The sequence below is a fragment of the Cyclobacterium sp. 10D3-21 genome, from assembly GCF_055809755.1.
This window is the reverse complement of sequence record NZ_CM147924.1, coordinates 4,679,663-4,703,197: the sequence shown is the minus strand read 5'-3', so window position 1 is coordinate 4,703,197 and position 23,535 is coordinate 4,679,663. Positions and strand designations below refer to the sequence as shown.

The 23,535-nt window shown below is 38.0% G+C and carries 18 protein-coding genes; 1 reads left to right on the top strand and 17 read right to left on the bottom strand.

What is annotated here, in order from left to right:
• The first annotated feature begins 1,784 nt into the window (after nt 1-1,784).
• Nucleotides 1,785-3,689, top strand: coding sequence for a DUF8034 domain-containing protein (locus AC0L7T_RS18160; RefSeq protein ID WP_473337255.1), 1,905 nt, complete (start codon nt 1,785-1,787; stop codon nt 3,687-3,689).
• A gap of 2,290 nt (nt 3,690-5,979) precedes the next feature.
• Here the strand turns inward: AC0L7T_RS18160 and AC0L7T_RS18155 are convergent.
• The 17 genes from AC0L7T_RS18155 to AC0L7T_RS18075 form a co-directional block, all read right to left on the bottom strand.
• Entirely contained in the window at nt 5,980-7,008 is a 1,029-nt protein-coding gene (locus tag AC0L7T_RS18155) for a hypothetical protein (RefSeq protein WP_473337254.1), read from the bottom strand.
• A 131-nt stretch (nt 7,009-7,139) separates the two neighbouring features.
• Nucleotides 7,140-8,225 (bottom strand): DUF4221 family protein, encoded by a 1,086-nt coding sequence (locus AC0L7T_RS18150; RefSeq protein ID WP_339712974.1) that lies wholly within the window; start codon nt 8,223-8,225, stop codon nt 7,140-7,142.
• Between the two features lie 449 nt (nt 8,226-8,674).
• Nucleotides 8,675-9,763 (bottom strand): BF3164 family lipoprotein, encoded by a 1,089-nt coding sequence (locus tag AC0L7T_RS18145; RefSeq protein WP_048643099.1) that lies wholly within the window; start codon nt 9,761-9,763, stop codon nt 8,675-8,677.
• A gap of 63 nt (nt 9,764-9,826) precedes the next feature.
• On the bottom strand, nt 9,827-10,048 hold the full coding sequence (locus tag AC0L7T_RS18140) for a hypothetical protein (RefSeq protein WP_048643100.1): 222 nt from the start codon (nt 10,046-10,048) through the stop codon (nt 9,827-9,829).
• A gap of 199 nt (nt 10,049-10,247) precedes the next feature.
• On the bottom strand, nt 10,248-11,147 hold the full coding sequence (locus AC0L7T_RS18135; protein ID WP_048643101.1) for a sulfotransferase domain-containing protein: 900 nt from the start codon (nt 11,145-11,147) through the stop codon (nt 10,248-10,250).
• A gap of 87 nt (nt 11,148-11,234) precedes the next feature.
• A complete protein-coding gene (locus tag AC0L7T_RS18130; protein ID WP_473337251.1) occupies nt 11,235-11,483 on the bottom strand; it encodes a LytTR family transcriptional regulator DNA-binding domain-containing protein in 249 nt (82 codons plus the stop codon).
• A gap of 218 nt (nt 11,484-11,701) precedes the next feature.
• Nucleotides 11,702-12,943, bottom strand: a complete 1,242-nt coding sequence (locus tag AC0L7T_RS18125; protein WP_473337250.1) for a glycosyltransferase — start codon at nt 12,941-12,943, stop codon at nt 11,702-11,704.
• Between the two features lie 3 nt (nt 12,944-12,946).
• Nucleotides 12,947-13,672, bottom strand: coding sequence for an FkbM family methyltransferase (locus AC0L7T_RS18120; protein WP_157466791.1), 726 nt, complete (start codon nt 13,670-13,672; stop codon nt 12,947-12,949).
• 38 nt (nt 13,673-13,710) lie between these two features.
• The gene (locus AC0L7T_RS18115; protein ID WP_014021630.1) at nt 13,711-14,493 is read right to left on the bottom strand and encodes a glycosyltransferase family protein; all 783 of its coding nucleotides are present in this window, start codon (nt 14,491-14,493) and stop codon (nt 13,711-13,713) included.
• Nucleotides 14,486-15,244: a hypothetical protein gene (locus tag AC0L7T_RS18110; protein ID WP_473337249.1), complete on the bottom strand. Its 759-nt coding sequence runs from the start codon at nt 15,242-15,244 to the stop codon at nt 14,486-14,488. The genes AC0L7T_RS18115 and AC0L7T_RS18110 overlap by 8 nt, the downstream gene beginning before the upstream one ends.
• Nucleotides 15,244-15,549, bottom strand: a complete 306-nt coding sequence (locus AC0L7T_RS18105; RefSeq protein WP_473337246.1) for a hypothetical protein — start codon at nt 15,547-15,549, stop codon at nt 15,244-15,246. Before AC0L7T_RS18105 ends, AC0L7T_RS18110 begins: the two co-directional genes overlap by 1 nt.
• On the bottom strand, nt 15,542-16,339 hold the full coding sequence (locus AC0L7T_RS18100) for a hypothetical protein (protein ID WP_473337245.1): 798 nt from the start codon (nt 16,337-16,339) through the stop codon (nt 15,542-15,544). The genes AC0L7T_RS18105 and AC0L7T_RS18100 overlap by 8 nt, the downstream gene beginning before the upstream one ends.
• 7 nt (nt 16,340-16,346) lie before the next feature.
• A complete protein-coding gene (locus tag AC0L7T_RS18095) occupies nt 16,347-17,459 on the bottom strand; it encodes a BF3164 family lipoprotein (RefSeq protein WP_473337243.1) in 1,113 nt (370 codons plus the stop codon).
• Between the two features lie 585 nt (nt 17,460-18,044).
• Nucleotides 18,045-19,151, bottom strand: coding sequence for a DUF4221 family protein (locus tag AC0L7T_RS18090; protein ID WP_473337241.1), 1,107 nt, complete (start codon nt 19,149-19,151; stop codon nt 18,045-18,047).
• A 548-nt stretch (nt 19,152-19,699) separates the two neighbouring features.
• Complete coding sequence (locus tag AC0L7T_RS18085; protein WP_473337240.1) at nt 19,700-20,875, bottom strand: hypothetical protein; 1,176 nt, start codon at nt 20,873-20,875, stop codon at nt 19,700-19,702.
• A 485-nt stretch (nt 20,876-21,360) separates the two neighbouring features.
• Nucleotides 21,361-22,365, bottom strand: a complete 1,005-nt coding sequence (locus AC0L7T_RS18080; RefSeq protein WP_473337238.1) for a Kelch repeat-containing protein — start codon at nt 22,363-22,365, stop codon at nt 21,361-21,363.
• Nucleotides 22,366-22,386: 21 nt separating this feature from the next.
• Entirely contained in the window at nt 22,387-23,196 is an 810-nt protein-coding gene (locus tag AC0L7T_RS18075; protein ID WP_473337237.1) for a ThuA domain-containing protein, read from the bottom strand.
• Between the last annotated feature and the right edge of the window lie 339 nt (nt 23,197-23,535).

Genomic DNA, 23,535 nt, shown 5'->3' with positions numbered 1-23,535 from the left:
ACTTTCTTTACGCAAGGCCTCGCAAAGTCTCGGAATGACGAAAATTTACTTCCGCCTTGTAGCTTTTCGGCGTTAAGAAATTCAAGATGCGATGGCAAAGGCACAGGCATGGTTGGAATAGGATTTAGAGGATGAGCCTCTAGAAATAGCAATTGTTATAAGCTAAACCATAAATACCGGAGTTTGCCTGTGTGCGGAAGGCCTTAAATTTTAGTCGAAAAGCTACTCAGCGGCGGGGTTTTCTCCTGACTTGCTACGCATCAGGACAGGCCTGAGTTGCTACGCTTCAGGGCAGGTTGGTTACTTTTTGGGCCACTGACTAGGGTCAGGACAGGCCCTGAGTTACTTTGTTTCAGGACAGGCCTGCAGCAAAAAAGTAACAATCGAAATGGTGAAAGACTCGGTATAAATATACTGTCCTTTATTTAAAACCTCAATTCGAGTTGTAATTATGCTAATAATATCGTTACATCGTCATTGCGAACCCTTTTTTAGGAAGGTGTAGTGGAGGGTAAGGTTGTGGTAATTTTTTCGCGTTGGAGATTCCTTCGATTTTTTCTATGCAAAGTCTACGGGTGAAAGTTTTTATTTTTCACGGGTAAGGGGTTACTGGCATTAGCGGAAAGCCGGTTTCACTGTTGGGCATACTTAAGGCTAATGCCCTAAAAAGCCAACTCATTTACACCCCGGGTGGCACCTCCTGCGTCGGCTTACCCGGGGCTACCAAGATTGCACTCCGCTGGAGTGCTGCATTGGAAACTGCCAACTCGATTTCTGAGCTTTTAAAATGTTAAGTCTCGGAATGACGTCTTTCGGTCACTGAGCTTGTCGAAGTGTACCGAATTAACGATATACCATTTCGTCATTGCGAACCCTTTTTTGGGGAGGTGTTGCGCAGGGAAAGGGTGTGGCAATCTCATTACGTTGGAGATTCCTTCGACTTTCTTTACGCAAGGCCTCGCAAAGTCTCGGAATGACGAAAATTTACTTCCGCCTTGTAGCTTTTCGGCGTTAAGAAATTTAAGATGCGATGGCAAGGGCACAGGCACTGTTTGACGAAGTTTTTGGTTAGGGGAATACCCAATAAATAACGAAAAATGTGAAAACCAAAAACTAAGGAGTTTGCCTGTGTGCGGGAAGCCTTAAATTTTAGCCGAAAAGATACTCAGCGGCGGGGTTTTCCCCGATGTCTCTGGACAGGTTGTTTACTTTTTTGACCACTGATTCACCTCAGGGCAGGCCTGTAGCAAAAAAGTAAAAATGGTCATCATCAATGACTTGGTATAGTAGAAACAGTAATGCTTTATTACATTGAGCTGCTTTTGAAAATTATACATTTAACTGATAGTAAAACGTTTATTTCTTTTCCCATGAGTAACTGCACTTCAGGGCAGGCCCTGAGTTACTACGATGCAGAGCAGGCCCTGAGTTACTGCGTTTCAGGGCAGGCCACTGAATTACTACGTTTCAGGGCAGGCCACTGAATTACTACGTTTCAGGGCAGGCCACTGAATTACTACGTTTCAGGGCAGGCCACTGAATTACTACGTTTCAGGGCAGGCCACTGAATTACTACGTTTCAGGGCAGGCCTGCTGTAAAAAAGTAACAATAAAGGATAAAATGACTCCTAAAACACTTCTAATCACCCTACAGCATTCAATTTCACTGTCAAATAAAACAAAAATCTATAAAAATGCGGTGAAGATTTATAACTTTATAAACCAAGTTGAAAACAAGCAATAATTAGGCATAAATTAAAATTTAATTCTGAAATAAAAACATTATGAAATACATTGTAGTAGTAATATTTTTTGTGACAGTAATTATTAACCCTGCTGTAAGTCAGGAATTGGATTCAATTCCTAAGCTCAAATCCGTACCCTACCACTCACCTTCTCCACCTCCGGAATGGGCTTTGCTACAAAGGCAAATGATGGAAGCACTCTATCCTGCCGCCATGGAATTTGTTGCAAAATACACCAATCCTGATGGTACTTTAATCTGGAGAGATGAATGGCCTGGGATGGATGGATCAGATGACGGATATGAGAGCTTTTATAATTTCCCCTTGTATTATGCGCTAGGGGGACCAAAAGAAATTGATCTGCTTTCCAGAAAATTATGGGAAGGGGTTACCAAGCAGTTTACTGATTATGGGCAGATAGTAGATGAATTCGATGCAGGGTATGATTGGATGCATCATGGGGAGTCCTATACCTATTTTTACTTTTTCGGCCTGGCAGATCCTACAGATAAAAAGATGCGGGACAGGGCCATTAAATTTGCAAAATTGTATTTTGATGATGGTACCGAAAATTCTAATTTTGATAGTAAACTGAAACTTATTCGTTCACCACTTACAGGTAGCCTTGGCCCTAGGTTTGAAAATACTGCTGAAGATTGGGTTACCCATAGACCCATTTTAAGCAATTACCCCCTTCCATATGACGACATTCCCAATGTCACTTCCGGAAAAGACTGGAACAACGACAGCAAATTCCACTTTATTTTGGAGGCTTTAAATAGCCGCATGATGAAAGGAGATGTGCCTTTAAACTTGGCTTCAACCAGTATGATGCTGAATGCCTATATGTACACTGGGGAAGATCAATACAAAAAATGGGTAACCTCATATGTCAATGCCTGGATGGAAAGGACAGAAAAAAACAATGGGATAATTCCAGATAATGTGGGCCTTACCGGGGAGATTGGAGAATATATGGATGGTAATTGGTGGGGAGGATATTATGGGTGGAAATGGCCCCATGGGGTCAAAAATAAGTTGGAAGCGACAACAATTGGAGCTTCCAATGCCTATTTGATTTCCGGAGATGATAAATACTTGGATTTACCCAATGCCGTTATCGCATCCGTTTCAAATGAGGCAAAGGAAGAAAATGGTAAAAAATTGGTGCCTCACCGATATGATGATAGGGGATGGTACGACTATCGTCCCATGCAACCCATGTATCCTACCCACTTATGGTACATGTCCCGAAAGAGTAATGACTGGGAAAGGGTAAAAGACTTGTTGGATCCTGAGGAAATGGAAAAATTGACTTATAGAAAGGGCAAAGGAGATGAAATTAATACGGCCACATGGTTAGGGTATTTAGAAGGGAAGGTTCCCACCTATCCAGTGGATATTTTAAAGGCCACGTACAATGAAATGCTTTCCAGACTGGACCGTATAAGAAAAGACACTACCACACCTGATTTCCAGGATGTTCATCATTGGCTGAACCTGAATCCGGTTGTTTTAGAAGGACTTGTTCAGACCATGCTTGGTGCTCCTAACCATATCTACCATGGAGGACTATTGCATACTTCAGTCCGCTATTTTGATCCTGAGAATAGGAGGACTGGAATTCCTTCGGATATGGCAGCATTGGTTGAACAAATCACAGATGCCGGTATTTCCCTTACTTTGGTTAACCTTCATCCTACCGAAACAAGAAAAGTAATTGTTCAAGGAGGAATGTTTGGAGAACACCAAATTAAACGGGTAAATATGATCGACAAATATCCTTACCAATTTGATACAATCGATCACAAATTTTTTCAAGCTGAGATAGCACCGGGATCGGTTGTGAAACTGGAAATTGAAATGACCCGGTTTCAAAATCCTCCGACATATGCCTTCCCATGGCATGGAGAAAACATACCGGAAAGAGAGATTAATTATTAGTTGGGATTTGGATATTGAAAAAAATGTAAGGAAATGACGCTTGCGTGAGAGATTTTGTCAGTATTGTTGCGGAAAAAAAGCAACAATACCGCCAAAATCAGTTTGTGCTTCTTGCCTTAACCAAGGCTTAATAGCCTTGGCTACAAAAATGCCACCCCCAATGGGGTTTTGGGCCATTTCTATTACAGCTGATTGGAGTTCCTGACTTGCTCCGCATCAGGACGGGTCACTACAAAGGTTGTACTCTGCTGGAGTGATTTATTGTTTATAGTCATCTTAACTCTGAGCTTTTAAAATGTAAAGTCTCGGAATGACGTTTTTCGGTCACTGAGCTTGTTGAAGTGTACAGAATAACCATATACCATTTCGTCATTGCGAACCCTTTTTTGGGGAGGAGAAGTGAGGGAAAAGGGTGTGGCAATCTCATAATGCTGGGGATTTCCAGAGCTTTTTTCAATCCAAGCCTTCCCTAAGCTTACCCATGACAGATTTAAAAATCCGAGTTAAGGAGCCGCTGGCATTAGCGGAAAGCCGGTTTCACTGTTGGGCATACTGAAGGCTAATGCCCTAAAAAGCCAACTCATTAACACCCCGGGTGGCACCTCCTGCGTCGGCTTACCCGGGGCTACAAAGATTGCACTCCCCTGGAGTGCGGCATTGGATATTGTCATCTTAATTCTGAGCTTTTAAAATGTTAAGTCTCGGAATGACGTTTTCCGGTCACTGAGCTTGTCGAAGTGTACCGAATTAGCAATATACCATTTGGTTATTGCGATCCCTTTTTTGGGGAGGTGTTGCGTAGGAAAAGGGTGTGGCAATCTCATTACGTTGGAGATTCCTTCGACTTCCTCTACGCGCAAGGCCTCGCAAGGCCTCGCAAAGTCTCGGAATGACGAAAATTTACTTCCGCCTTGTAGCTTTTCGGCGTTAAGAAATTTAAGATGAGAAGGCAAGGACACAGGCATGGTTAGCCTATTAATTATGGGATTGAATACCCGGAAGCCAATGGAAATAAATTAACCATAAATACCGGAGTTTGCCTGTGTGCGGGAGGCCTTAAATTTTAGCCGAAAAGATACTCAGCGGCGGGGTTTTCTCCTGACTTGCTACGCATCAGGACAGGCCTGAGTTGCTACGCTTCAGGGCAGGTTGGTTACTTTTTGGACCACTGAGATATTACGATTCAGGGCAGACCATGACTTGATCGCTATCAGGGCAGGCCTGTAGCAAAAAAGTAAAAATGGTTATTTTATATAACTTGGTTTAGTAAAAAACTGGTTTGTAATTTAAAAATAATCCCTGACAAATTTCAAATCTTTACTAATAGGAAAGTATAAGAATTAATAGAACTGTTACTAGTTCAACGTTGTCTGGTGAGTTTGGCTTACTAAAGTGATTTCATCCCTGAAAGCAGAGGTTTTCCGTTCGTTTCTTTTCCATTGATGAAAAGAAACGAACCAAAGAAAAATCTAGCCAAAACTAAACTTCCCCCCACAAGGCCCTCGCCCCCTCGTAGTTTTGGCCCGGCCAGCTCGCTAATATTTACGATTTTGTTAAAAATTCTCTATATCGTCATTGCGAACCCTTTTTTGGGGAGGAGAAGTGAGGGAAAAGGGTGTGGCAATCTCATTACGTTGGAGATTCCTTCGACTTTCTACGCGCAAGGCCTCGCAAAGTCTCGGAATGACGAAAATTTACTTCCGCCTTGAAGCTTTTCGGCGTTAAGAAATATAAGCGGGGATGGCAAAGGCACAGGCACTGTTTGACGAAGTTTTTGGTTAGGGAAATACCCAATAAATAACGAAATATGTGAAAACCAAAAACTAAGGAGTTTGCCTGTGTGCGGGAGGCCTTAAATTTTAGCCGAAAAGATACTCAGCGGCGGGGTTTTCCCTGAAGTCTCAGGACAGGTTCTTTACTTTTTTGATCCCGATTCGTTTCACTTCTCGGGACATGCACTGCAGCAAAAAAGTGACAATGGTTATGGAAAAAGAGTTGTTTTATTATAATCGAAACTGGAATTTACTAAATATCACCCTAAAATTTAGTTCTTATAGATAAGTGCAATCAATTACACTTTTTTATGTATCAAACAAATAATCAATGGTATGTGGTTTAATTAGCGATAAAACATTTATTACTTTTCTCCTGACTTGCTACGCATCAGGACAGGCCTTGACTTGCTACGCATCAGGACATGCCCTGAATAAGGCAGTGTTATCATGAAGAAAAAAAATGAACCAAAGAAAATGCTAGCTAAAACTAATCTACAAAAACACATCTAACCTTTTCAATACCTTACCCGATCCTTTTTGTTAAAAAGTAAACCTTCATCCTGTAGCAATTGATAAACAGTGATTTTTTCCTGAATATCATTATTGATAAAGGAGCTTATCAATTTACTGTGCAACATAGTAGCTCCTAATTTCCCAAAGGAATGCCCATCCCGAATAAGCAATAAGGTGGAATTTAAATAAAACTCTGCCAACACATCATAACAAAATCTGGAAAGCAATTTGTCATGTACTGCACCTACAATCAATACCTTACCACTAAAATCTAATCCCCGGTCATAATTTACCCCATATACAGAGAAAGGTATGCGTTCAAACTGCTTCCATATTTCATGACTTTCTAGCATCATCCACTTCGCTATTTTAGATTCTAGTAAATTGGAAGCTGCATTATAGGTCAATCCATAACTGTGCTCAAAAAGCCTAATCTTCTGAGCGATATCGGCTTTATCTGCTTCTACTAAAGATGGTAACAGAAACCGCCATTTTAAATAAAAATAAAAGGCCAGATCAATGTATTCAGTCCCCGTTTGTTCCTTACAAAGGTTCTCGGAATTGTTGTACCACAAAAAATCAAGGTAGGAAGCATTTTCAAGTGGTATTGCTTCCAGGCACTGTGAGGGGTTGATAAGATTCAGGTTTTTTTGAAGGTCAAAGAGTAGGGGGTTGAAGGAAATCAAGGATTTGACGTTTTCAGGGAAAAGGCCAAGGTAATAATGCAGGTAGGCAGCGGCACCTGAAAAGCCCAGTAAATGTACCCTGTGGTTTCCGGTCAAGGCATTACGGATCAACTCTATGTCCCTTGCTTGTTGGTCCATATTTAGCAATTGATAAGCTTTTGCCCAATCAATTTCCCCTGAAGAATTGATAATTTGCAAAATGGCATCAGCCTCATTCCGACCTTTGATATGAACGATATTAAATTCATCCAACAGCGGCTGCATGTCTATGCTTTCCTGAAAATACTTGTCCAAAGGATCCTCAATTAGCAGAATGGTTTCCTTTTGCTTATCGTAGGGATGCATTAGGGTATAGCTAATTTCTATTTTCCTAGCATTCTTTATATGATGATCCAGCGGTACCAGTAAAAAATGAGTTGTATCAGAGGGAGGAAAGTGAAAACCTGTGATTGCACTTAGAAACAGTAGAAAAGCTATCAAAATTTGTCATTCCTTAATTTTACAACATGGAACTCTAGGGTATTTTCCTTCAATGCAGGATTTGCAGGATGTGCTAGGTTTAAAAATAAACCCTTTTTAGTTGCAAACCAATTATTGATCTGGTAAGTATAATCAGGTAATGAATAGTGCTGAAGTTTTTTCAATTTGGAATCAAAAACGGTAAGTGAGGTTTTCTTTTTTAGAAATGAAATTTCTTTCCCTTTAATTGGCGCTTCCCAATTGAATCTATAAATAAGTTTCCGCCAAGGGTCAGGTATTGGGGAAAGATAATGCGTATTGTTTATGGCATGCGAATCAATATTATCTAAGTTGATTAAAGGCAATATATGCTTAACCTCTTTTCCTTCCTTCAATTTTCCTTTGGTATTTAAACTATAAATATTGGATTGGTACTGATAATTAAAAATCATATTTCCCTCGAAAAAATTATTGAATCCTAAATAGGTAACAAAACCAACATTTCCATAATTTTCCTTAAAAAAATCGGTATGATAAATTGGTAAATAGTTAGTTTCTAATGTTTCAAGATTAAGTAAGCCTATAAGAGGAAGATTTCCTTTTGATTTTTGATCTGTATTGTGGTAGACTATAAAGAAAGCTACACTTTTTGACACAGGGTTATACCGAAGCTTAAAATAGAAATTTATAGATGGTTCTCCTCCACCATCAAAATTAAACAACTCATAAAGTGAATGAACTTTACTAATTTTCCCCTCTATCGTAGAAATATATAGTTTACCTCTCGAGTACAAAAAAATTGAATCTTCATTATAGTAATCTAGCCCATCAACTTTATCTATACCATCAGGCCCTTCACGTTCAAGTGGTATTTGGCTTAAAGTAGATTGTTTATCTAAGCTAAACAAATCAAATGAATGCCTTGTTGCGTTATAGGCAAGGAGTTTGGATTCCTCATTTTCATAATAGGAATCCCAGATTTGATAAGTATTTAAGAATTTTTCATCAATTGGGATTTGAATTTTTTCTACAATGATTGATAGATTTCCATCATTCGTTGTGGAAGAACAAGAAAAAACGAGAGAAATTAAAACAAATAGCATAAAGTTATTCATATTAACTAAACTAAAAACAAATGTTGATTTTAACCAAAATATTTAGTTTTTTTAACAACTTATAGAATTGATAAACTGTTGACGCTCAATTTTTCCGAGTACATGGGTGTCATTTTTCGTGCATGGAAATTTTTTGCTAAGTGATGTGGTGATCTAGTGAGTTGGTGATGTGGTGATCTGGTAATTGTGTAAATGATTACTTCCAGGTGATCACTTCCAGGCACAAGGGTATAGCCAAGAGGGAAATAATTCAGGGAGCTTAAGATTAAAACCCATAGTTTTTGTAATTAATTTTTCAATCCGGTTTCTGAAGGGGTAAGCTTAATTCTGGGAGGTATATTAATAATTGCCTTCATTCAAAATCAGGTCATATGGCAAACTTAAGTAATTGCAATTTCCTAGGCCATAAACCTAGATTTTACCACAAATCTATAAAATCAAAAATTATCAGGTAGGCTAAACACAGCCAGTCCAGGATCCCGATCTGTGGTAATACCATAAAGCTTACCGGACTTTTCATCTACAGCAATGGATTGTAAAGACCTGTCTAATATCAACTCAAATTTCGAATTTCCTTCATAATCAAATACATAAACTGTTGTTGAGTTGATTTCACTATTTAGTAATTCTTCCCTATTCCTTCCGCAGAAAAGCCCATAAATGTATTTATTTCCCAAACAAGCGCTTGAATAGGCATAGGGTTCTCCCTCATTTATTACCAATCCAGCACCGCTCCCTTTTCCAACAATAGAAAATCCCGGGACATGGTTTAATGGTCCATTTATCGCTAAAATTTCTCCTGTTTTTCTGTTTAAAATCTCGATCCTGTCTCTTCTTATCCCCACATGAACAAATATATCACTATTGGGTTTCCTCAACAGTTTTCCTTGGTGTAAATCCCCAAGATTAAAATTGGAAATTCCCTTGAATTCCTTTTTGGGCTCTATCTCCTTCCACGTGCCAAATTCATTTATTCTATCTCCCTCCAATTTAAATTCAATGTATCGGGCAGGATCGTTTGCCATCCTGGTCATCACACTGGAATCAGTAGCCCAAACTAAATTAATAGCCGTAATAAAATTTTCTTTTTGTTTTATTTGTTGAGTTGGTTGATGCGAATCATCTCTTAGTTCAAATTCAGAATAAGTCTTTCCACCTAAGCTGTAAACCCAAAAAGTACCCTCATCATTGCCAAAATCAAACATAAAAGAATCCGTAATTTCTCCGGGGCCGAAACCAGATTCACCTTTCGAATTTAAGTATTGAAGTGTTTTTTTATCCAGTATGTGCATGGGGGGTTGATTGGTCAACTCCTGTATTACAATAAAATCATTTTTAACTAGAAGATTATTTGGTTTTAATAATTCAGGATAATAATATTTTTGGCTAACTAACTCAATGCTTTTTGGTATGGTCTCTTTTGTGAATACCTTGTTAGAAGGATCTGACTTCTTGCAGGCACAAAGTAATAGACCTGAAATTAAGATCAATAAATTATTTTTATTTAATAATAATAGTATTTTCATATATCAATTAGTCTGCGATTTAAGCTCTGAAGCCATTTGATTAAGGCTTCAGAGCTTTTTATTTTAAACTGTGCATGAATCTGTATTACATTTTTTTTCATCACCTATCCAGGGTCTTCCCTCTTCATCGTAACATATGGTATTAGGTAAACCAGCTTGACAACACACCCAACTTGTACAACAACCCCCTTCGGCCTCCACATTAAAGGAATTAAATAATCCCACACTCATGGCCACTACTCCCATGGCAACAGTAGCTTTCTGCAAAGTTATTTTCTTTTTCATGCTATTTTTTGGTTTATGGTTAAAAGATGTTTTAATTAAACCAATTAAATTTATTTTTCATAAAGAGATAATTATATTTATTGTGAACTGGCTGCTTTTTCCCGTGAACTAGCGGTTTTATCGGACGTGGTGAGTTGGAGAAGGTTTTATGTAGTGATGTGGTAATTGAAGATTAGTGAAAGAAACTGGGTTTTAGGTATTATTTGTAATTTAGCTTGATCCTCATTTCCTTTGTTAACGCCTTAAACATTTCTTTTTCCCTTATGGGCCACTGTTCAAAGGGTGGGAGGTACTCTACCTTGGTTGCATTCGACTTTTGATTCATGATATGGTTTATTTTGTTCCAATCTGCATCCCTTTTTTCGGTTAATTTCAAAAATTCTATAACTTGTAAAATTGTTTTTTCCCTGATAGACTGGTTTTTTGAAAAGAAATCTTCGTACTTAATTTGTAGGGAATTTTCACTGTTTTGCAAGGATTCCTGAATAATGCTATTGACTTTATTCCAGTACCAGGCTATTTTGTGAACCCGGTTGAAATCGGGCCATTCTTTTTCCCATCCATCGCCTGGAAAGTCCTTGGGGCAGATCCTTTTCCTGTGATCGTTTTCCCCATAAAACAACATTTCCCCACCACTATCTTTTGGAGATTTAGCATAAAATGACCTGACGGAGTCTATTGGATTTCTGACTACATACAAAAACTTGATAGATGAAAATGTAGCCATTAGTTCCGGAATAAGGTATGCAGCGTGCGGATTTGATTCTATATAGGTGGTCTCTGGAGTGGAAAGCACTTGCTTTAGTAATGGTTTTCTGAATTCACATATATTTTGGCAGCTGACGTCAAAAATCAAATCTGTCCTAATTTTTTGCATACCCATGTCAAAAAAATCAGGTTGGGGCTCATGAACTGCATATACCTGACTGAAACAGGTATTAAAAAAATCCTGGAAAAAACGGGTGCCTGTTCTACCTGCACTGAGGATAAAAATTGTTTCTACCTCAATGCTTTCTTTGGGTTTTGACTTCCTGCTATTATTTCCAGTTTTATCTTTAAATAAACAAGAGATAGGATTAATTTGTATTTTCCAAGCCATTATTTAGTTGGTTTAGTAGAATCATTTTCTTTTTTATTTCAGTCCATTTTGATTTGGCCACCTTAAGGCGAAAATCGTTTTGCATAATTATTTCCCTTTTTTTACTTGAAGAGAATAGATTAAATTTACATTTACTATGCAGTTTCGGTTTATTTTGAAAAAGTTTTCCGGCAACTTATCTTCCATACTTTTAAGAGAAGAACAGAAAGAATGGCTGTTTTTATTCAAACAAAAGACCGTGAGCAGGTAATCATTTACTAAAAAATGCGTTATTTTTTTCAACTCTAGTTTTAGTATGGTTTGGCTGCATTTGAGAATTAAATAGGAGGTTTCCATAAAAAATATTTAGTAGTATAACTATATTGTTAAAGTAAAAAAAAAAATAGAATTTAACAAAATAATAGGTGTTAATTTGACATTTGTATTGGAATTACATTTTTAATCTCAGAATTATGTAATAGACGATCTATTTTCTATTACCGATTAAAATTTATTTGTATATATTTTTTGTTTAATCAGTGCTTTTAAACAAAAATATTTGAGTCCTAAATGACTTATAGCAGATCAGTATATATTTTTTCCAGTTTTTTACCTAAATGGAAGTTGTCAAACTTGTGTTCTATAAATTTTCTACCACTATTTCCCATATCCTTTCTAACCCTTGGATGTTCAATAAGGTATTTCATTTTTATTTGAAGGGCATTGATATCTTTTTCGGGAACTAGGTATCCAGTGATGCCATCCATTACTCCTTCAGGTATCCCATTGTGTAAGGTAGCAATTACCGGTAATTGCATGGCTTGGGCTTCCTGAAGTACCAGACCCTGTCCTTCAGAATTGCCATCACTCGCCGTAATGCTAGGAAGTACAAAAATGTCGGAATTTCTGTAAAAATTGATAATGTCAGCCTTTTTTTTCTCTCCATGAAAGAAAACCTTTTCCTCCAATCCAAGAAAGGTTACCAGTTCCATTAAAGGTTTCATCAATTCACCATCGCCCACGATGTCATAAAAGGTATTTGGGTGAAGTTCTACAAGCTGGTGAAAAGCTGAGATGGAGTAGTACAATCCTTTTTTCTCTACTAATCGCGCAACGCTTAACAGTCGAATGCAATTTTTGTCTGTTTTCTGCTTATGAGGTATAAATTCTCCAGGATTCACACCAATGGGCAAAACCACAATTTTATTCTTGTCAAATCCAGCTGAAATTGCATTTTCCCTGATAAAATTAGAAATGACAATAAATATATCGCTATTGGAAAACAGGTTTTGATAATAGTTTTCACCCATTGCCCGATGAGTGATATCATAGCCATAAAAGGTGGTGAGCATTTTACCACCTAAAAGTCCTAGTGATCTCACAAAAACTGCTCTCAAGCCGGTAGGGCCAAAATGACAATGAATAATATCATATTTATTTTTTGATATAAATGGATAGAAGAGAGAAATCAAATATAACCGACGTATCATATCCTGATTGCGGTAAAAATCCTGAGAATCAAGTAACTTAACCAATTTTCGAACAGCCTGCTTAATATTTACCAACACAAAGAATTTTAGCCAAGCCCATATTTTGTTTTGGGGTACTTTAGGTGGATAAAAAGTATGCTGGAGTAATCCTAATCGGTGAATCTCATCATGTACTTTAGTTTCTTCAGACTTGCCTGCCGGAAAAATATCCACCTTATGGCCTGCCTCAATCAAATAACTAATTTGGTTGAGTATAAATGTTTCGGATAATTTGGGGAAACGCTCAACTAAGAACGCAATTTTTAATTTTTTTGAAGTTTCATTCATTTTCTAAAGCTTGTTTTTAAGTGACTCGATGGAATGAAAGTCAAGAAGGTATTTTATGTCTTTTTTAGATAATTCGTTATATCCGACTTTTGAAAAGCACAAAAAGTCCCCCTCAAACTGATAAACCTGATAGTCATTGTAAAGTAATAAAAGTGCTGCTTTTAATTCTTCCCGGTTCAAGTGTTTCATTTCAAATAATATAAGAGAGGGTTTAAATCTGGTCAAATCCAATTGTCTAAGTATTTTCCAGTCGTGGCCTTCACAATCTATCCGCAATAGATCGATTTGTTGAATTCCATGCTTTTGAAGCAAAGTTTTCAGGGTAATTCCCTTTATGCTTGTGGAAACAATAAAGGGGGTTAAAATACCGTTCAGATGTTTACTGATATGGTTTTTGTCAAAGGAGCCCAATTGGTCATACCAGTCCGGAAGATTGCCTAGGATGTATTTGGCCTTTTGGTCTACCCAATAAAATTCCTGCCTTGTGCCATTATTGATGGCGGTGTTTTCGAATAAAAACCTAGTTGAATCGGGGTAATGGGTCTTTAGTTTTTCAAATAGGTAGGGAACGGGCTCTACGAAAAGCATTTTCCATTTTTTATTTTTTAAAATAGACTTATGAAGTGGGTCTTTGGTTTTGCCGTCATTGGCTCCAATTTGTACTACCGTCCAGTTTTTCTTATTCCCAGTAATATGAATCCAGTACTCAACCTGGGATTTAATCTTCAATTTAGGATTCAATTTTTTAGTTAAATTTGTAAAATAATTTAAGATTGAGACCATTCTTGGATTTTGTTGTTTAACTCCTTTTTCCCCAGTGATTTAATATAAAGAATGTCGTTCCATTTTCCCTGGTCTTCACGATTACTATGGAAACTACTATTGATTCCACGAGGATGAGAAAGATGGAACAAGGGTCCGTCTATGCGGTTATGATTGTAACCTAGCCCTTTCCATCGGTGTATTCGCTCTCCATCTTCCCTTCCCCACCCGTAAAAGTTCGGGTTTTCAATCCCCGTTGCCTTGTAATCCTGAAGGTTTGCAAGAAAAGCACCACCTATGGGGTCAGGTCCATACATTGACATCATTTTAGCTTTGTGTGAAGTAAATACTGTAAGATCCCGATTTTTTATAAAAATTTCCCTAAGGATCATACCCGTATCTAAAAATTCTTTGGCATAGGGAAAAACGAAACTTGATTCGCCATCTTTCATGCATTTTAGGGCTGCTATGATTTGTTTTGGTGGAATGATAACATCACAGTCCCAAATTGCTACAAATGGTGTCTTAGAAAACCCTACCAATGTATTGATGTATTTTGTCCGGTGGAAGATATCGTCCCTATCTTCTTCAAACCAATAATTTATTTTATTCCCTGCTAAAGCAGAAATAATCCCGGTTTTATAAGCGGAAGCTTCAAGGACTAAAATAGGAGAGCGTAAGTGATGGTGTAGAAAGTCTATCACCACCATTAGGTTTTCCAACCGAATGACTGAATCCAACCGGACAGGAATAAGAAAGCTGATATCTTGCAGAGACGCTTTATTCATGTTGAGGATCTTTAATTTGTTTCAAAAAAAGGAGAGCGTAATGAATTCCTGTAATTCCGTAAATAAACCCCATTTCGTTTTCTGGATTTTTTTCGGTGGCTCTCCAATACTCGGATTTCTCCAGATGTTGCATCGCTAGTTGTACGTTTTTTTCATCATTAAACAAGCCCTTCCAATCATCTATTTCCAACCCTACTTGCTTGTCTAATAAAATCAAACCGGAAAGACCGTTTTCTACATACAGGCTTTTATTTGCAAGCCTAAAAGAAGTGATTGAAGCACTATTTAATTTTTCTTGCAGAAGTCGGGTGTGTGCTGACCAATCCTCATGTGCCACCTTGCTCATTCCGTAAAGCAAACTGAGACAGTTTCCTAAATTTTGGGGAATCAAGGAAAGCAGCAGAGGAGAAATGTTTCGAATCATTTGTCGGGTTTTGTTGGGCATTATGTTCAGGCGGTTGATTTCACCCAACACATACAGGTAATTGGGTAGGTCCCAGAATAGGTTAAATTCTTTTGGCTCAGTAAAATTGCCCCTGTTTTCTTCGGCCATTAGGTGGATGCGGTTGATCAGTAAAACTGCAAGAGAAGTGAATATTTCACTGTTTACCTTCTCTGGCGCATTTTTAGGCTGGACTGAAACACGGTCGAGGATATAGATCAGGTAGCCTAATATTCCACGCTTTAAGCCAAATTCAAGCTCGTACGTTTTTTCAGAAATAACCTTGAAAAGGATTGTGTCTATTTCCATTAGCAATTCATCGGCATTACCCTCCAATAACCTCTTTTGATTAATTGGTTAATTCCCCAGGCAATTCCGGCCAGTCCATTGTCAAATGAGGTCGGCATCGGGTTTTGGTGAATAAAATTGTACCCCTCTTGTAGTAAATGTTCCGCTGCATGCTGGTATTTTGGTTCTTCGCACTGTTGAAAGGCTTCAAAGAAGTAAAGGCAAAGGCCAAACTTGCCTTTAAAGAGTCCAGGATTTTCGAGGCTGGTGTAATGTCCCAACAATAGCTCATCTCGTGTATGGAAAAGTTGTGTAACCTTATTCATCTGTTAGTTTTACAGGGTGGTAAAGTTTATTTTTCAAATTCCCTGTTTTTTCGAAACCGGGTCTCCATCGCATGGTGCCGTCGGAAAGTATACCTCTTTTGTTAGGTGTATTTTCCGAATAAAATTTGTTTTCAAGGCCTTCGGGTACAAATTCCCCTTTCCCACCAAAGTCTTGGATGGAAAATCCACTTTCATAAAGCAGGGTAGGAATGAGTACTTCATGATGCCCACACCACTTGCTTAAGAGTGCTTTGTGAAGTAATTCTAAAGCTTGACGTGAAATTCGGTAGATGGGGTTAAAGGACCGGATCCGTTGCTCTTGTGGGATAACGGTGTAGGGATGGGCCAGGGTAGGCCACCAAGGCCATTCCGGTTCTTCTTTATAGCGGCGGATATGACTACTGATAAAATCAGTGTCAATAGAGGAAAAATCTTCAAAAAAGGATTTCCAATCCCCCGAGAATTCCACGTCGTCTTCAATGCACCAATAGTAATCGTAATGTGGATGAGAAAGGTAGAATTTTAGCAAGGGGAAATGATTGCTACCCGGTACCAGGGTAAAGCCAAGTGGGAAATAATTCAAGGAGCTTAAGACTTCATCGTCAAAGATGTGCGTATTCACGTCTTCTAAGTTTGGATTAGAATTATCCCCTAGCAAATGGTACAACACCACTGTATCTCCCATATTTTGGGTAGCTGTAAACAGCTTATGGTATTTTTGAATTAAAGGGAGTGAGGTTTTATTGGTGAGGATTAAAAAAGATTGTTTTAGCGAAGTATTTTTGCCCATTGAGGTATTATTTTAGGTCAGGTAAGTCAAAAACAGCAATTCCTGGATCTTCATCTGTGGTGATGCCATATAATTTTTGGGATTCCTCGTCTACCGCCAATCCTCTGATAGAAATATCCAATATAAAATTACATTTAATTTTACCTTCCAGGTCAAATGCATAGATATCATTGGCGATTTCATTACTTTCCCTCAATTGTTTTTCGGTTTTATCAGAATATAAACCAAAAATATAGTTTTTGGATATAGCAATGTCCAAATAGGCCAAGGGTTCGGCTATACCCACGATTAATTTATTAGATGAGCCACTGGAATTAGCAATTGTAAATTTGGGAATGTAATTGAAGGGGCCATCTGTAATGAAAATTTTTCCTTTCTCTTTGTTTAAAATTTCAATTCTATCTCTATAAACACCAGCAGATGCATAAACATTATTTATCTGGTTTCCTTTAAACCATCCCATATGTAAATCCGACATCATATAATTGGTTAGGTCTTCTCTGACTAAATGATCTTCCCATTTCCCATAATTCGCTAAGCGCCTTCCATCAATCGAAAATTCTACAAATTGATGGGGATCATTTACCATGCGGCACATAACTGTACTATCGGAGGACCAAGCCATGGCCATGGCCATATAGAAGTCTCCTTCTTGTTTGATTTGATTTTTTGACAATGATGTGGTATCATCAAGGTCGAATTCTGAAAAATGCTTTGACATTGCGCTATAAACCCAGAAAGTATTATCATTGGCACCTAAATCAATTCCTGAGACGTCAGAAACTTCACCGGGTCCAAACCCTATTTTACCGAATGGCCGCAAATATTTCATTTTTTTTGCATCGAGGACATGAATTGGAGGAAAATCTTCAAGTACCCTTCTGCTTTCGCCAATGATCAACTTATTGTTTTTAATGAAAATTTTAAGCGGCACTTTTATTTCCTCAAAAAAGTATTTTTTGCCAGCCAGGTTTACTGTTCTAGGGATCGTTTTATCCGTAAAGCTTTTTAAATTATCGGATTTCAATTTGTCTTCTGAACAATTTATAAAGCATAATAGTACAATGATTAATATTGCCACATTTATTAAAACCTGATTTGTGTTTTGAGTTAAATTCACAACAGTATTAATTTTACAATTCCATAAAATTCTTCACGATAAACCGTATTATTTTAACCAACCCAATTTAATCTTAGTATAAAATATTTCTTACTTTGAAGCCTTTTAACTACTATTTACCATAGATTATTAATGATTCGAACAGGTATCACTTGGAAAATCTCTTTGAACTTTTCTGTCCTTTGACCAAATGATTCCAGATTCATCCGTACAATACATAGTGCCTGGGCAACACATATAGCCACAACCTCCATCCGCGGTTGTATTAAATGAATTAAACTATACCAGTCTACTACCAGGGTTGCTTCTGTATTGTCTTTTTCTTTTTTGTTGTAAAAATATTACGTTTAATATGGAAGGAAATTGCAAAAATTTTATGAAGGAAAAAATATTTGAAATTAATTATCTTGCGAATAGGCCGATTTTTCTCGTGATCTGGCATATTTATCAGATATGGGATGAGGTGATCTTGTGATCGTGGGATGAGGGGATATTTGGCAATGATGCACAGGCAGGTAGGGCCATAGTCTCTAGCATCGGGTTCTAGAAGGGAAATGCTGATTTCAAGTACAGGAGTATTTAAATCTAATCAATTATTTTCATCTTCAAACGGACAAATCCCATCTCATCATTTATATTTTCATAAATCCAAATTTGACCGTCCTTGGCGAAATGTTTAGCAGGTTTCTTGATCAATTGCGGAACAAGGGATTCTCCAATCTGATTTAATTCTCCGTCGTAGGCTGTTAAATACACCTTGGTTTTCTTTTCATTCTCCTCCAATGAAAACCGATAAAAGACTTTGTTTTTCTCATCCCAAAAAGGGGGCAAAAAATTAATTTCCTCCTTATATCTTCTATATTCTATCTGAAACGATTCTGAGGTTTCATGTTTCTTTATATATTCTTTCTCTTTTTGATTCGCAGTAAGTTGACTATTATATGTTTTCATAAATAGAGAGTCGACCTCAGTATCATACCACATTAAGGTGCTTATGATTTCGTTGGATAAAATAACTTTGTTACCGAATCTTTCTATGCCTACTTTTGGCCCCTGAGTCATATGAGCAGTGGCTTTACCTGTATAAGTATATTTAAAACTATAATCAGGAATTTTCTCAAAACTCTTCAGCTCAATTTTAGAAATCTCATAGTCCTTCAGATACAGGATCCCCAACACATAATTATTGTCCTTGTACCGATAACTTAATCCATATAGCCTCTCAGCGTTTGTATCAAGTATAACTCTTGGCCCAAATTGTTCACCACCTTCCATGGGATGCCCACCTAAGGAAAAGTTTTCAAAATAAACGGTATTTAGCTTTTCCCCGTCCAAGGAAAACAAGGAGGTTTGATTCATGCCAGTTAGTGTAATTTGGTCTTCGTTATATGTTTTTATCACTGCCACATTACTCCCTATACCATTCGGGCCCTCTCTCTCAAAAGGACACTTCTCTTCCAGACGCAACTCATCCAGGTTTATTTTCTCAATGGCAACATCGTTCTCATTAAAATTAAAAAGGTGCTTACCATCTTTGCTTAAATCAGAACTGAACAGCTGATATTGTAAAAATATAATTTCGTCACCAGAATCAATAAGAACCGTATCTAAGGAAAATTGCAGATTGGAAAAATAATCGGAGCGATTTTCAACAATATTTTCTTTACAGGAAATTAAGATTACAAGAATCAATACCGCATATATTTTTTTCTTTACATTTTCTAATCATTGGACAGAGGTAGCATTTGAGATAATTAAACACATTCCCTCTCAGGTAAAAGTTTATAGTCCATCATTCATTTCCTAGTAATAGAACTCTAAATAGGCCATACTTTTTTAGTATAGGGCCCATTCACACTAATTGAAGCAAATCACGGGATTTATGGACTATATTCTCCTAATTGGCTTGTGCAATTTCTGACAATTGCGTCATTCATCTCTGATTCAGAACAATACGATCTATCCAATGGCAAGAACGATAATTGCACCCATCGGCGGAGTCCCCGTAAATCGTTGTCAGTGGTTTTTGCTGCGACCCATTTTCTGCCGCCAGCTTCAATTGGGTTAAATATAATGATTTATTTTAAAATTTTAGTTGAAAGTGTTTTGAGAGGGAAATTTGGTGATGTGGTGATTGAGTGAGTTGGTGATGTAGTGATCTTGTGATGGGGGTGGTTTGTTTTGGGATTGGGTTTTAGGTTTGGGACCGTAATATTAAAAGGTTATTGGCTATTTAAGGATTAATTTTCATGTTCAACCTTCAAGCCTATTCGAAAAAGCCGAAAATAATCCTGCTCTATTTCTTCGTTCGGTTTTTCCATCATCCAAAGTTCGCCGCTTCGAAGAACCATGGAACTGGCTATTAATCCCTTTGGTTCAAAATCATTTAGCCTATCTCCATTAGTATCAAAAATAGCAATTCTATGTGGGTATTTTTCTCGCATTCTATCCCAAAACAACCTTGCTTCCTCTGGTGACTTGCTTATAAAAGCCTCTTCTATGTCCAGTCTTTCATAACCAGGAAAATAGGCGATAATAAAGTATTTATCTAATTTATTTATATTCCGTATTTTTCCAGAAGTTTTTGAGTGTCCAAAAAATCTTACATCGTCAGAATAAGTGTCTGAGCCCTTATAATAACGGTAATCAGGCAGCTCTAGCGGAATCTTGGATACCAAGGAATGGGGTTTAGTATTCTGAAAGATGTAAATGGCTGGTTCCACTCCAAACACTACATAAATCAAGTTACCAGATACGGTATAGGAAGGTTCCCAGGCACTGCTGAAAAAGTATTTACCATTGCGAAAGATACTGGTTTCAGGAAATGAAACAATTGGTTCATTATCTCCTGTTTTCGGATTTAACAAAATTAAAGGAAAATGTTTTTCGTAAAAGCGATTCTCGCTATTAGAAATAGTTTGAGATGATGGATTAAAATATAAATACTGGTCTTCTGATTCTTCCAATCCTTGACCCAATCCAATTCGGGAAAAACCTTGATTTGGGCTTTCACTATGTTTGACCAAATTTTGCAGCTTTCCCTCAAAATTGTAAGTCAAAAAACCTTTTGACCCATAAGCAAGAAATGAATTACTTCCATGGAATTTAAGTGGAGCGATAAGATTTCCATAACTATCAGGAACATCTCCCCATTTGGAAAAAGAAGTTAGAATGGAACCATCAAAATCAGCAATTGAGATTATTTGGGAGGTTTCTTTGTGCTCCATAAAGAGGATTCTTTTTGATATAGGATCTATATCATGTACGGTTGGGTTACCTAAATAGTCAATCTTTACACTGTCTAGCTTAACGAAGGTGATCTTTTCATTGGACTGATGGAAAGCTGTTAAATCCGTATTTCTTTTCCTTAAATCACAGGAAATCAAAATAAAGCTTAAAAATATTAAGTACTTCATCAGGTCAATTGAGTTTGGATGTTGAAAACTAGCTTCCCAAGAATGGCAATTAAATTTTATCCACCAATGCAATAAAAAGTAATGCTATAACTTTCAAAGTAGCAATATGCTTTACAATTGAAGTAACCTAGCCTTTGAAATTGGCTTCACTTTATGAAACATTGTATTCGAAATGCTATCCAGGTCCATGATTAAATAATAGGTATAACCAAAAATTCGGCTGTTTCCCAGATCTTCCATAACTTCTAGACAATAGGCATTAATCGAGCACTTCCTCTGCTACCAGCTTTAATTGGTTTAAATATAATAATTTATTTTTAATTCTTTAGTTGGAAGGGCTTTAAGGGGGGATTTTGTGATGTGATGATAGAGTGATCTTGTGATCTTGTGAGTTTGCGATGGGGTAATGTGGTATTAGGTTTAGGAGACTTTAATATTTGGATTTATGCTTAACTAGGTTTTATCTACCAAAGTTAAATTGAACCTTACCAGTCCTCAGGCAAGTCTAGTGACCAAACGTCATTGACTAGGGGAGGGAGCATGCCTCCGGCAACAAATATTTTATCCTGGAAAACAAAAGCCGAATGTTCATGTCGGCCGGGCCAGGATATTTTCGGCTTGTATTCGATCCAGTTTATGCCATCCTTGCTGTACCAAACATCTCCCCAGTTTTTGTAAGGGTTGTTGGACCAACCGCCCATTACCCAGATGCAGTCCCTGTACACGACAGATGAAAACCATATGCGCTCATGCCAGGGGGCAGCTTCGGTTACCTGTTCCCAATTGGCACCGTCCTCCGTGACCCAAACATCGTTTTTTGCATGGTATTCAGGGGTGTAATTGCCTCCGCCGAAAACATACATCTTGCCATTGAGCACAGCTGACTGATGGTAAGCTCTCGGAGACCAGCCAGCATCGGCAGTGGCCAATTCCCAATCCTTCCCATTTTCGGAAACCCAAACATCGTTTTTAAGGCTTTTTTCATCCCCAAAATAATAATTCTCTATACCGCCCATTAACCAAAGCTTGCCTTTGAATTCCACTACAGTTGCGGCAATTCTTGGTGTCCAGGAAGCTGCCTTCTTTTCCAATTTCCAGTCTGCTCCATTTGTGGAGGACCAGACACTGTTGCTGGCAGAATGTCCTTCCAGCCGACCATTGTACCAGCCTCCCATGATCCACATTTTGTCCTTAAAACCAAAGGTCATGGGCAGGTCACTGTGGATCCATGGCGCATTGGATGCTACTTTGTTCCAGTCCTTTCCATTGGCGGATGACCATACATCTCTTGGTGGTGCATGGTGGGAATCAAACCAGCCACCTAGAATCCAGAGTTTGTCGTTATAAACCAGTTCTCCTTGGGAATCCCTGGCCTGCCAATCAGCTTGCTCGCTCACCTTTTCCCAATTGGGCAAAGGGTTTTGGGCCTTCAGGTCATTTACCAATAGGCCAAGAAAAAGTAAAGGGAGGAGGTAATTTCTCTTGTTCATTTTAGGCATTATTTTACTAATTTACTCTTTTTCCAAAGCCCAATGAATACTATTGATCAGCAATTGAATAAAGGGTGCTTGTTTGAAATCCGTAGGATAGCCCAATGAGGTGTAAAAAACCTTTCCACCATAAGCTGTATTTCTTGTCCATGCAATGGGTTCGATGTCGGATTTTCCTCTTGGCTTTCCATTGAGTAAAATTACTGCATTTGGGTCAATGATGGGCTTTACTTTGTACACTTGCCCCTTGCTCTTCCAATTTTTCAAATCTATGTCAGCTAAAATTGGATGGCCTTCCGCATTGGGGAAAGCAGTCACAATTGTCCCTAATTTCTCAGGGAAATAACCATTGTTTTCACAACCCAAGATGTCCGGTACAAAACTCCACCAACCCTCGAAACCGGGCTCCACTTCATCTCTCACCGAAAACCCGTGATTGGCTGTTCGCAAACCCACCAATGGTTTGCCTGACCTGAGGTAATTTTTGATGCTTGTCATTTGGTCAAAAGGCAGGGCCAATCTTCTACAAAAGACAACCAATAGGTCCGCCTCTTCTAGTATCTCAAGATTAGGAAAGCGGTAGGCACCGTGTGTGCCCTCTCCCTTAAGTACTGTAATTTTTAAGTCTTCATATTTTTCATCAAGCATCTCCGCAAAAGGAGGGACGGTAAGGTGTGCTTCATAATTTAAAGGATCTTCACTGATCAAAAACACCACATGCTTTGGTTCCTTAGGTTCATTGGCGCCTAAGGTTGTTGCAAAGATAGTTACAGGTAAGCCTACAATACAACAAATCAAAAGCGTGACCAAGATGGATTTAGGGTTTTTCATTATATGGTAAAATGGTTGATGTAAAGTCTATTTGAATCAATTAATATAATTGGCAAATTTTAATTTTGGCGGTTACGTTACCTAAATATGGTTTAAATTTTTTAAGTATTGAAATATTATCCTATAAAATATGGGGTAAGTAATGGATTTAACCGGACCCGGAGCGGAGTCGAAGAGGTAGGTGAAACGGTCACGTCTCCCTAAGGCTTCGGCTCCGCTCAGCCACTGGGGAAGGGGGATTTTGATCCGTTATGATTATCGGATACGGTATAACACACTAGCCTACTCAGCCCGATGAATAAATACAAAATCAACATTAAATCCCCATTTCCGCAAATC

Excerpts from the sequence above, each read along its gene's own strand:
- AC0L7T_RS18160 (WP_473337255.1), top strand. The coding sequence starts at position 1,785 with ATGAAATACATTGTAGTAGTAATATTTTTTGTGACAGTAATTATTAAC.
- AC0L7T_RS18155 (WP_473337254.1), bottom strand. The coding sequence starts at position 7,008 with ATGCATCCCTACGATAAGCAAAAGGAAACCATTCTGCTAATTGAGGAT.
- AC0L7T_RS18150 (WP_339712974.1), bottom strand. The coding sequence starts at position 8,225 with ATGCTATTTGTTTTAATTTCTCTCGTTTTTTCTTGTTCTTCCACAACG.
- AC0L7T_RS18145 (WP_048643099.1), bottom strand. The coding sequence starts at position 9,763 with ATGAAAATACTATTATTATTAAATAAAAATAATTTATTGATCTTAATT.
- AC0L7T_RS18140 (WP_048643100.1), bottom strand. The coding sequence starts at position 10,048 with ATGAAAAAGAAAATAACTTTGCAGAAAGCTACTGTTGCCATGGGAGTA.
- AC0L7T_RS18135 (WP_048643101.1), bottom strand. The coding sequence starts at position 11,147 with ATGGCTTGGAAAATACAAATTAATCCTATCTCTTGTTTATTTAAAGAT.
- AC0L7T_RS18130 (WP_473337251.1), bottom strand. The coding sequence starts at position 11,483 with ATGGAAACCTCCTATTTAATTCTCAAATGCAGCCAAACCATACTAAAA.
- AC0L7T_RS18125 (WP_473337250.1), bottom strand. The coding sequence starts at position 12,943 with ATGAATGAAACTTCAAAAAAATTAAAAATTGCGTTCTTAGTTGAGCGT.
- AC0L7T_RS18115 (WP_014021630.1), bottom strand. The coding sequence starts at position 14,493 with ATGAATAAAGCGTCTCTGCAAGATATCAGCTTTCTTATTCCTGTCCGG.
- AC0L7T_RS18110 (WP_473337249.1), bottom strand. The coding sequence starts at position 15,244 with ATGGAAATAGACACAATCCTTTTCAAGGTTATTTCTGAAAAAACGTAC.
- AC0L7T_RS18105 (WP_473337246.1), bottom strand. The coding sequence starts at position 15,549 with ATGAATAAGGTTACACAACTTTTCCATACACGAGATGAGCTATTGTTG.
- AC0L7T_RS18100 (WP_473337245.1), bottom strand. The coding sequence starts at position 16,339 with ATGGGCAAAAATACTTCGCTAAAACAATCTTTTTTAATCCTCACCAAT.
- AC0L7T_RS18085 (WP_473337240.1), bottom strand. The coding sequence starts at position 20,875 with ATGAAGTACTTAATATTTTTAAGCTTTATTTTGATTTCCTGTGATTTA.
- AC0L7T_RS18080 (WP_473337238.1), bottom strand. The coding sequence starts at position 22,365 with ATGAACAAGAGAAATTACCTCCTCCCTTTACTTTTTCTTGGCCTATTG.
- AC0L7T_RS18075 (WP_473337237.1), bottom strand. The coding sequence starts at position 23,196 with ATGAAAAACCCTAAATCCATCTTGGTCACGCTTTTGATTTGTTGTATT.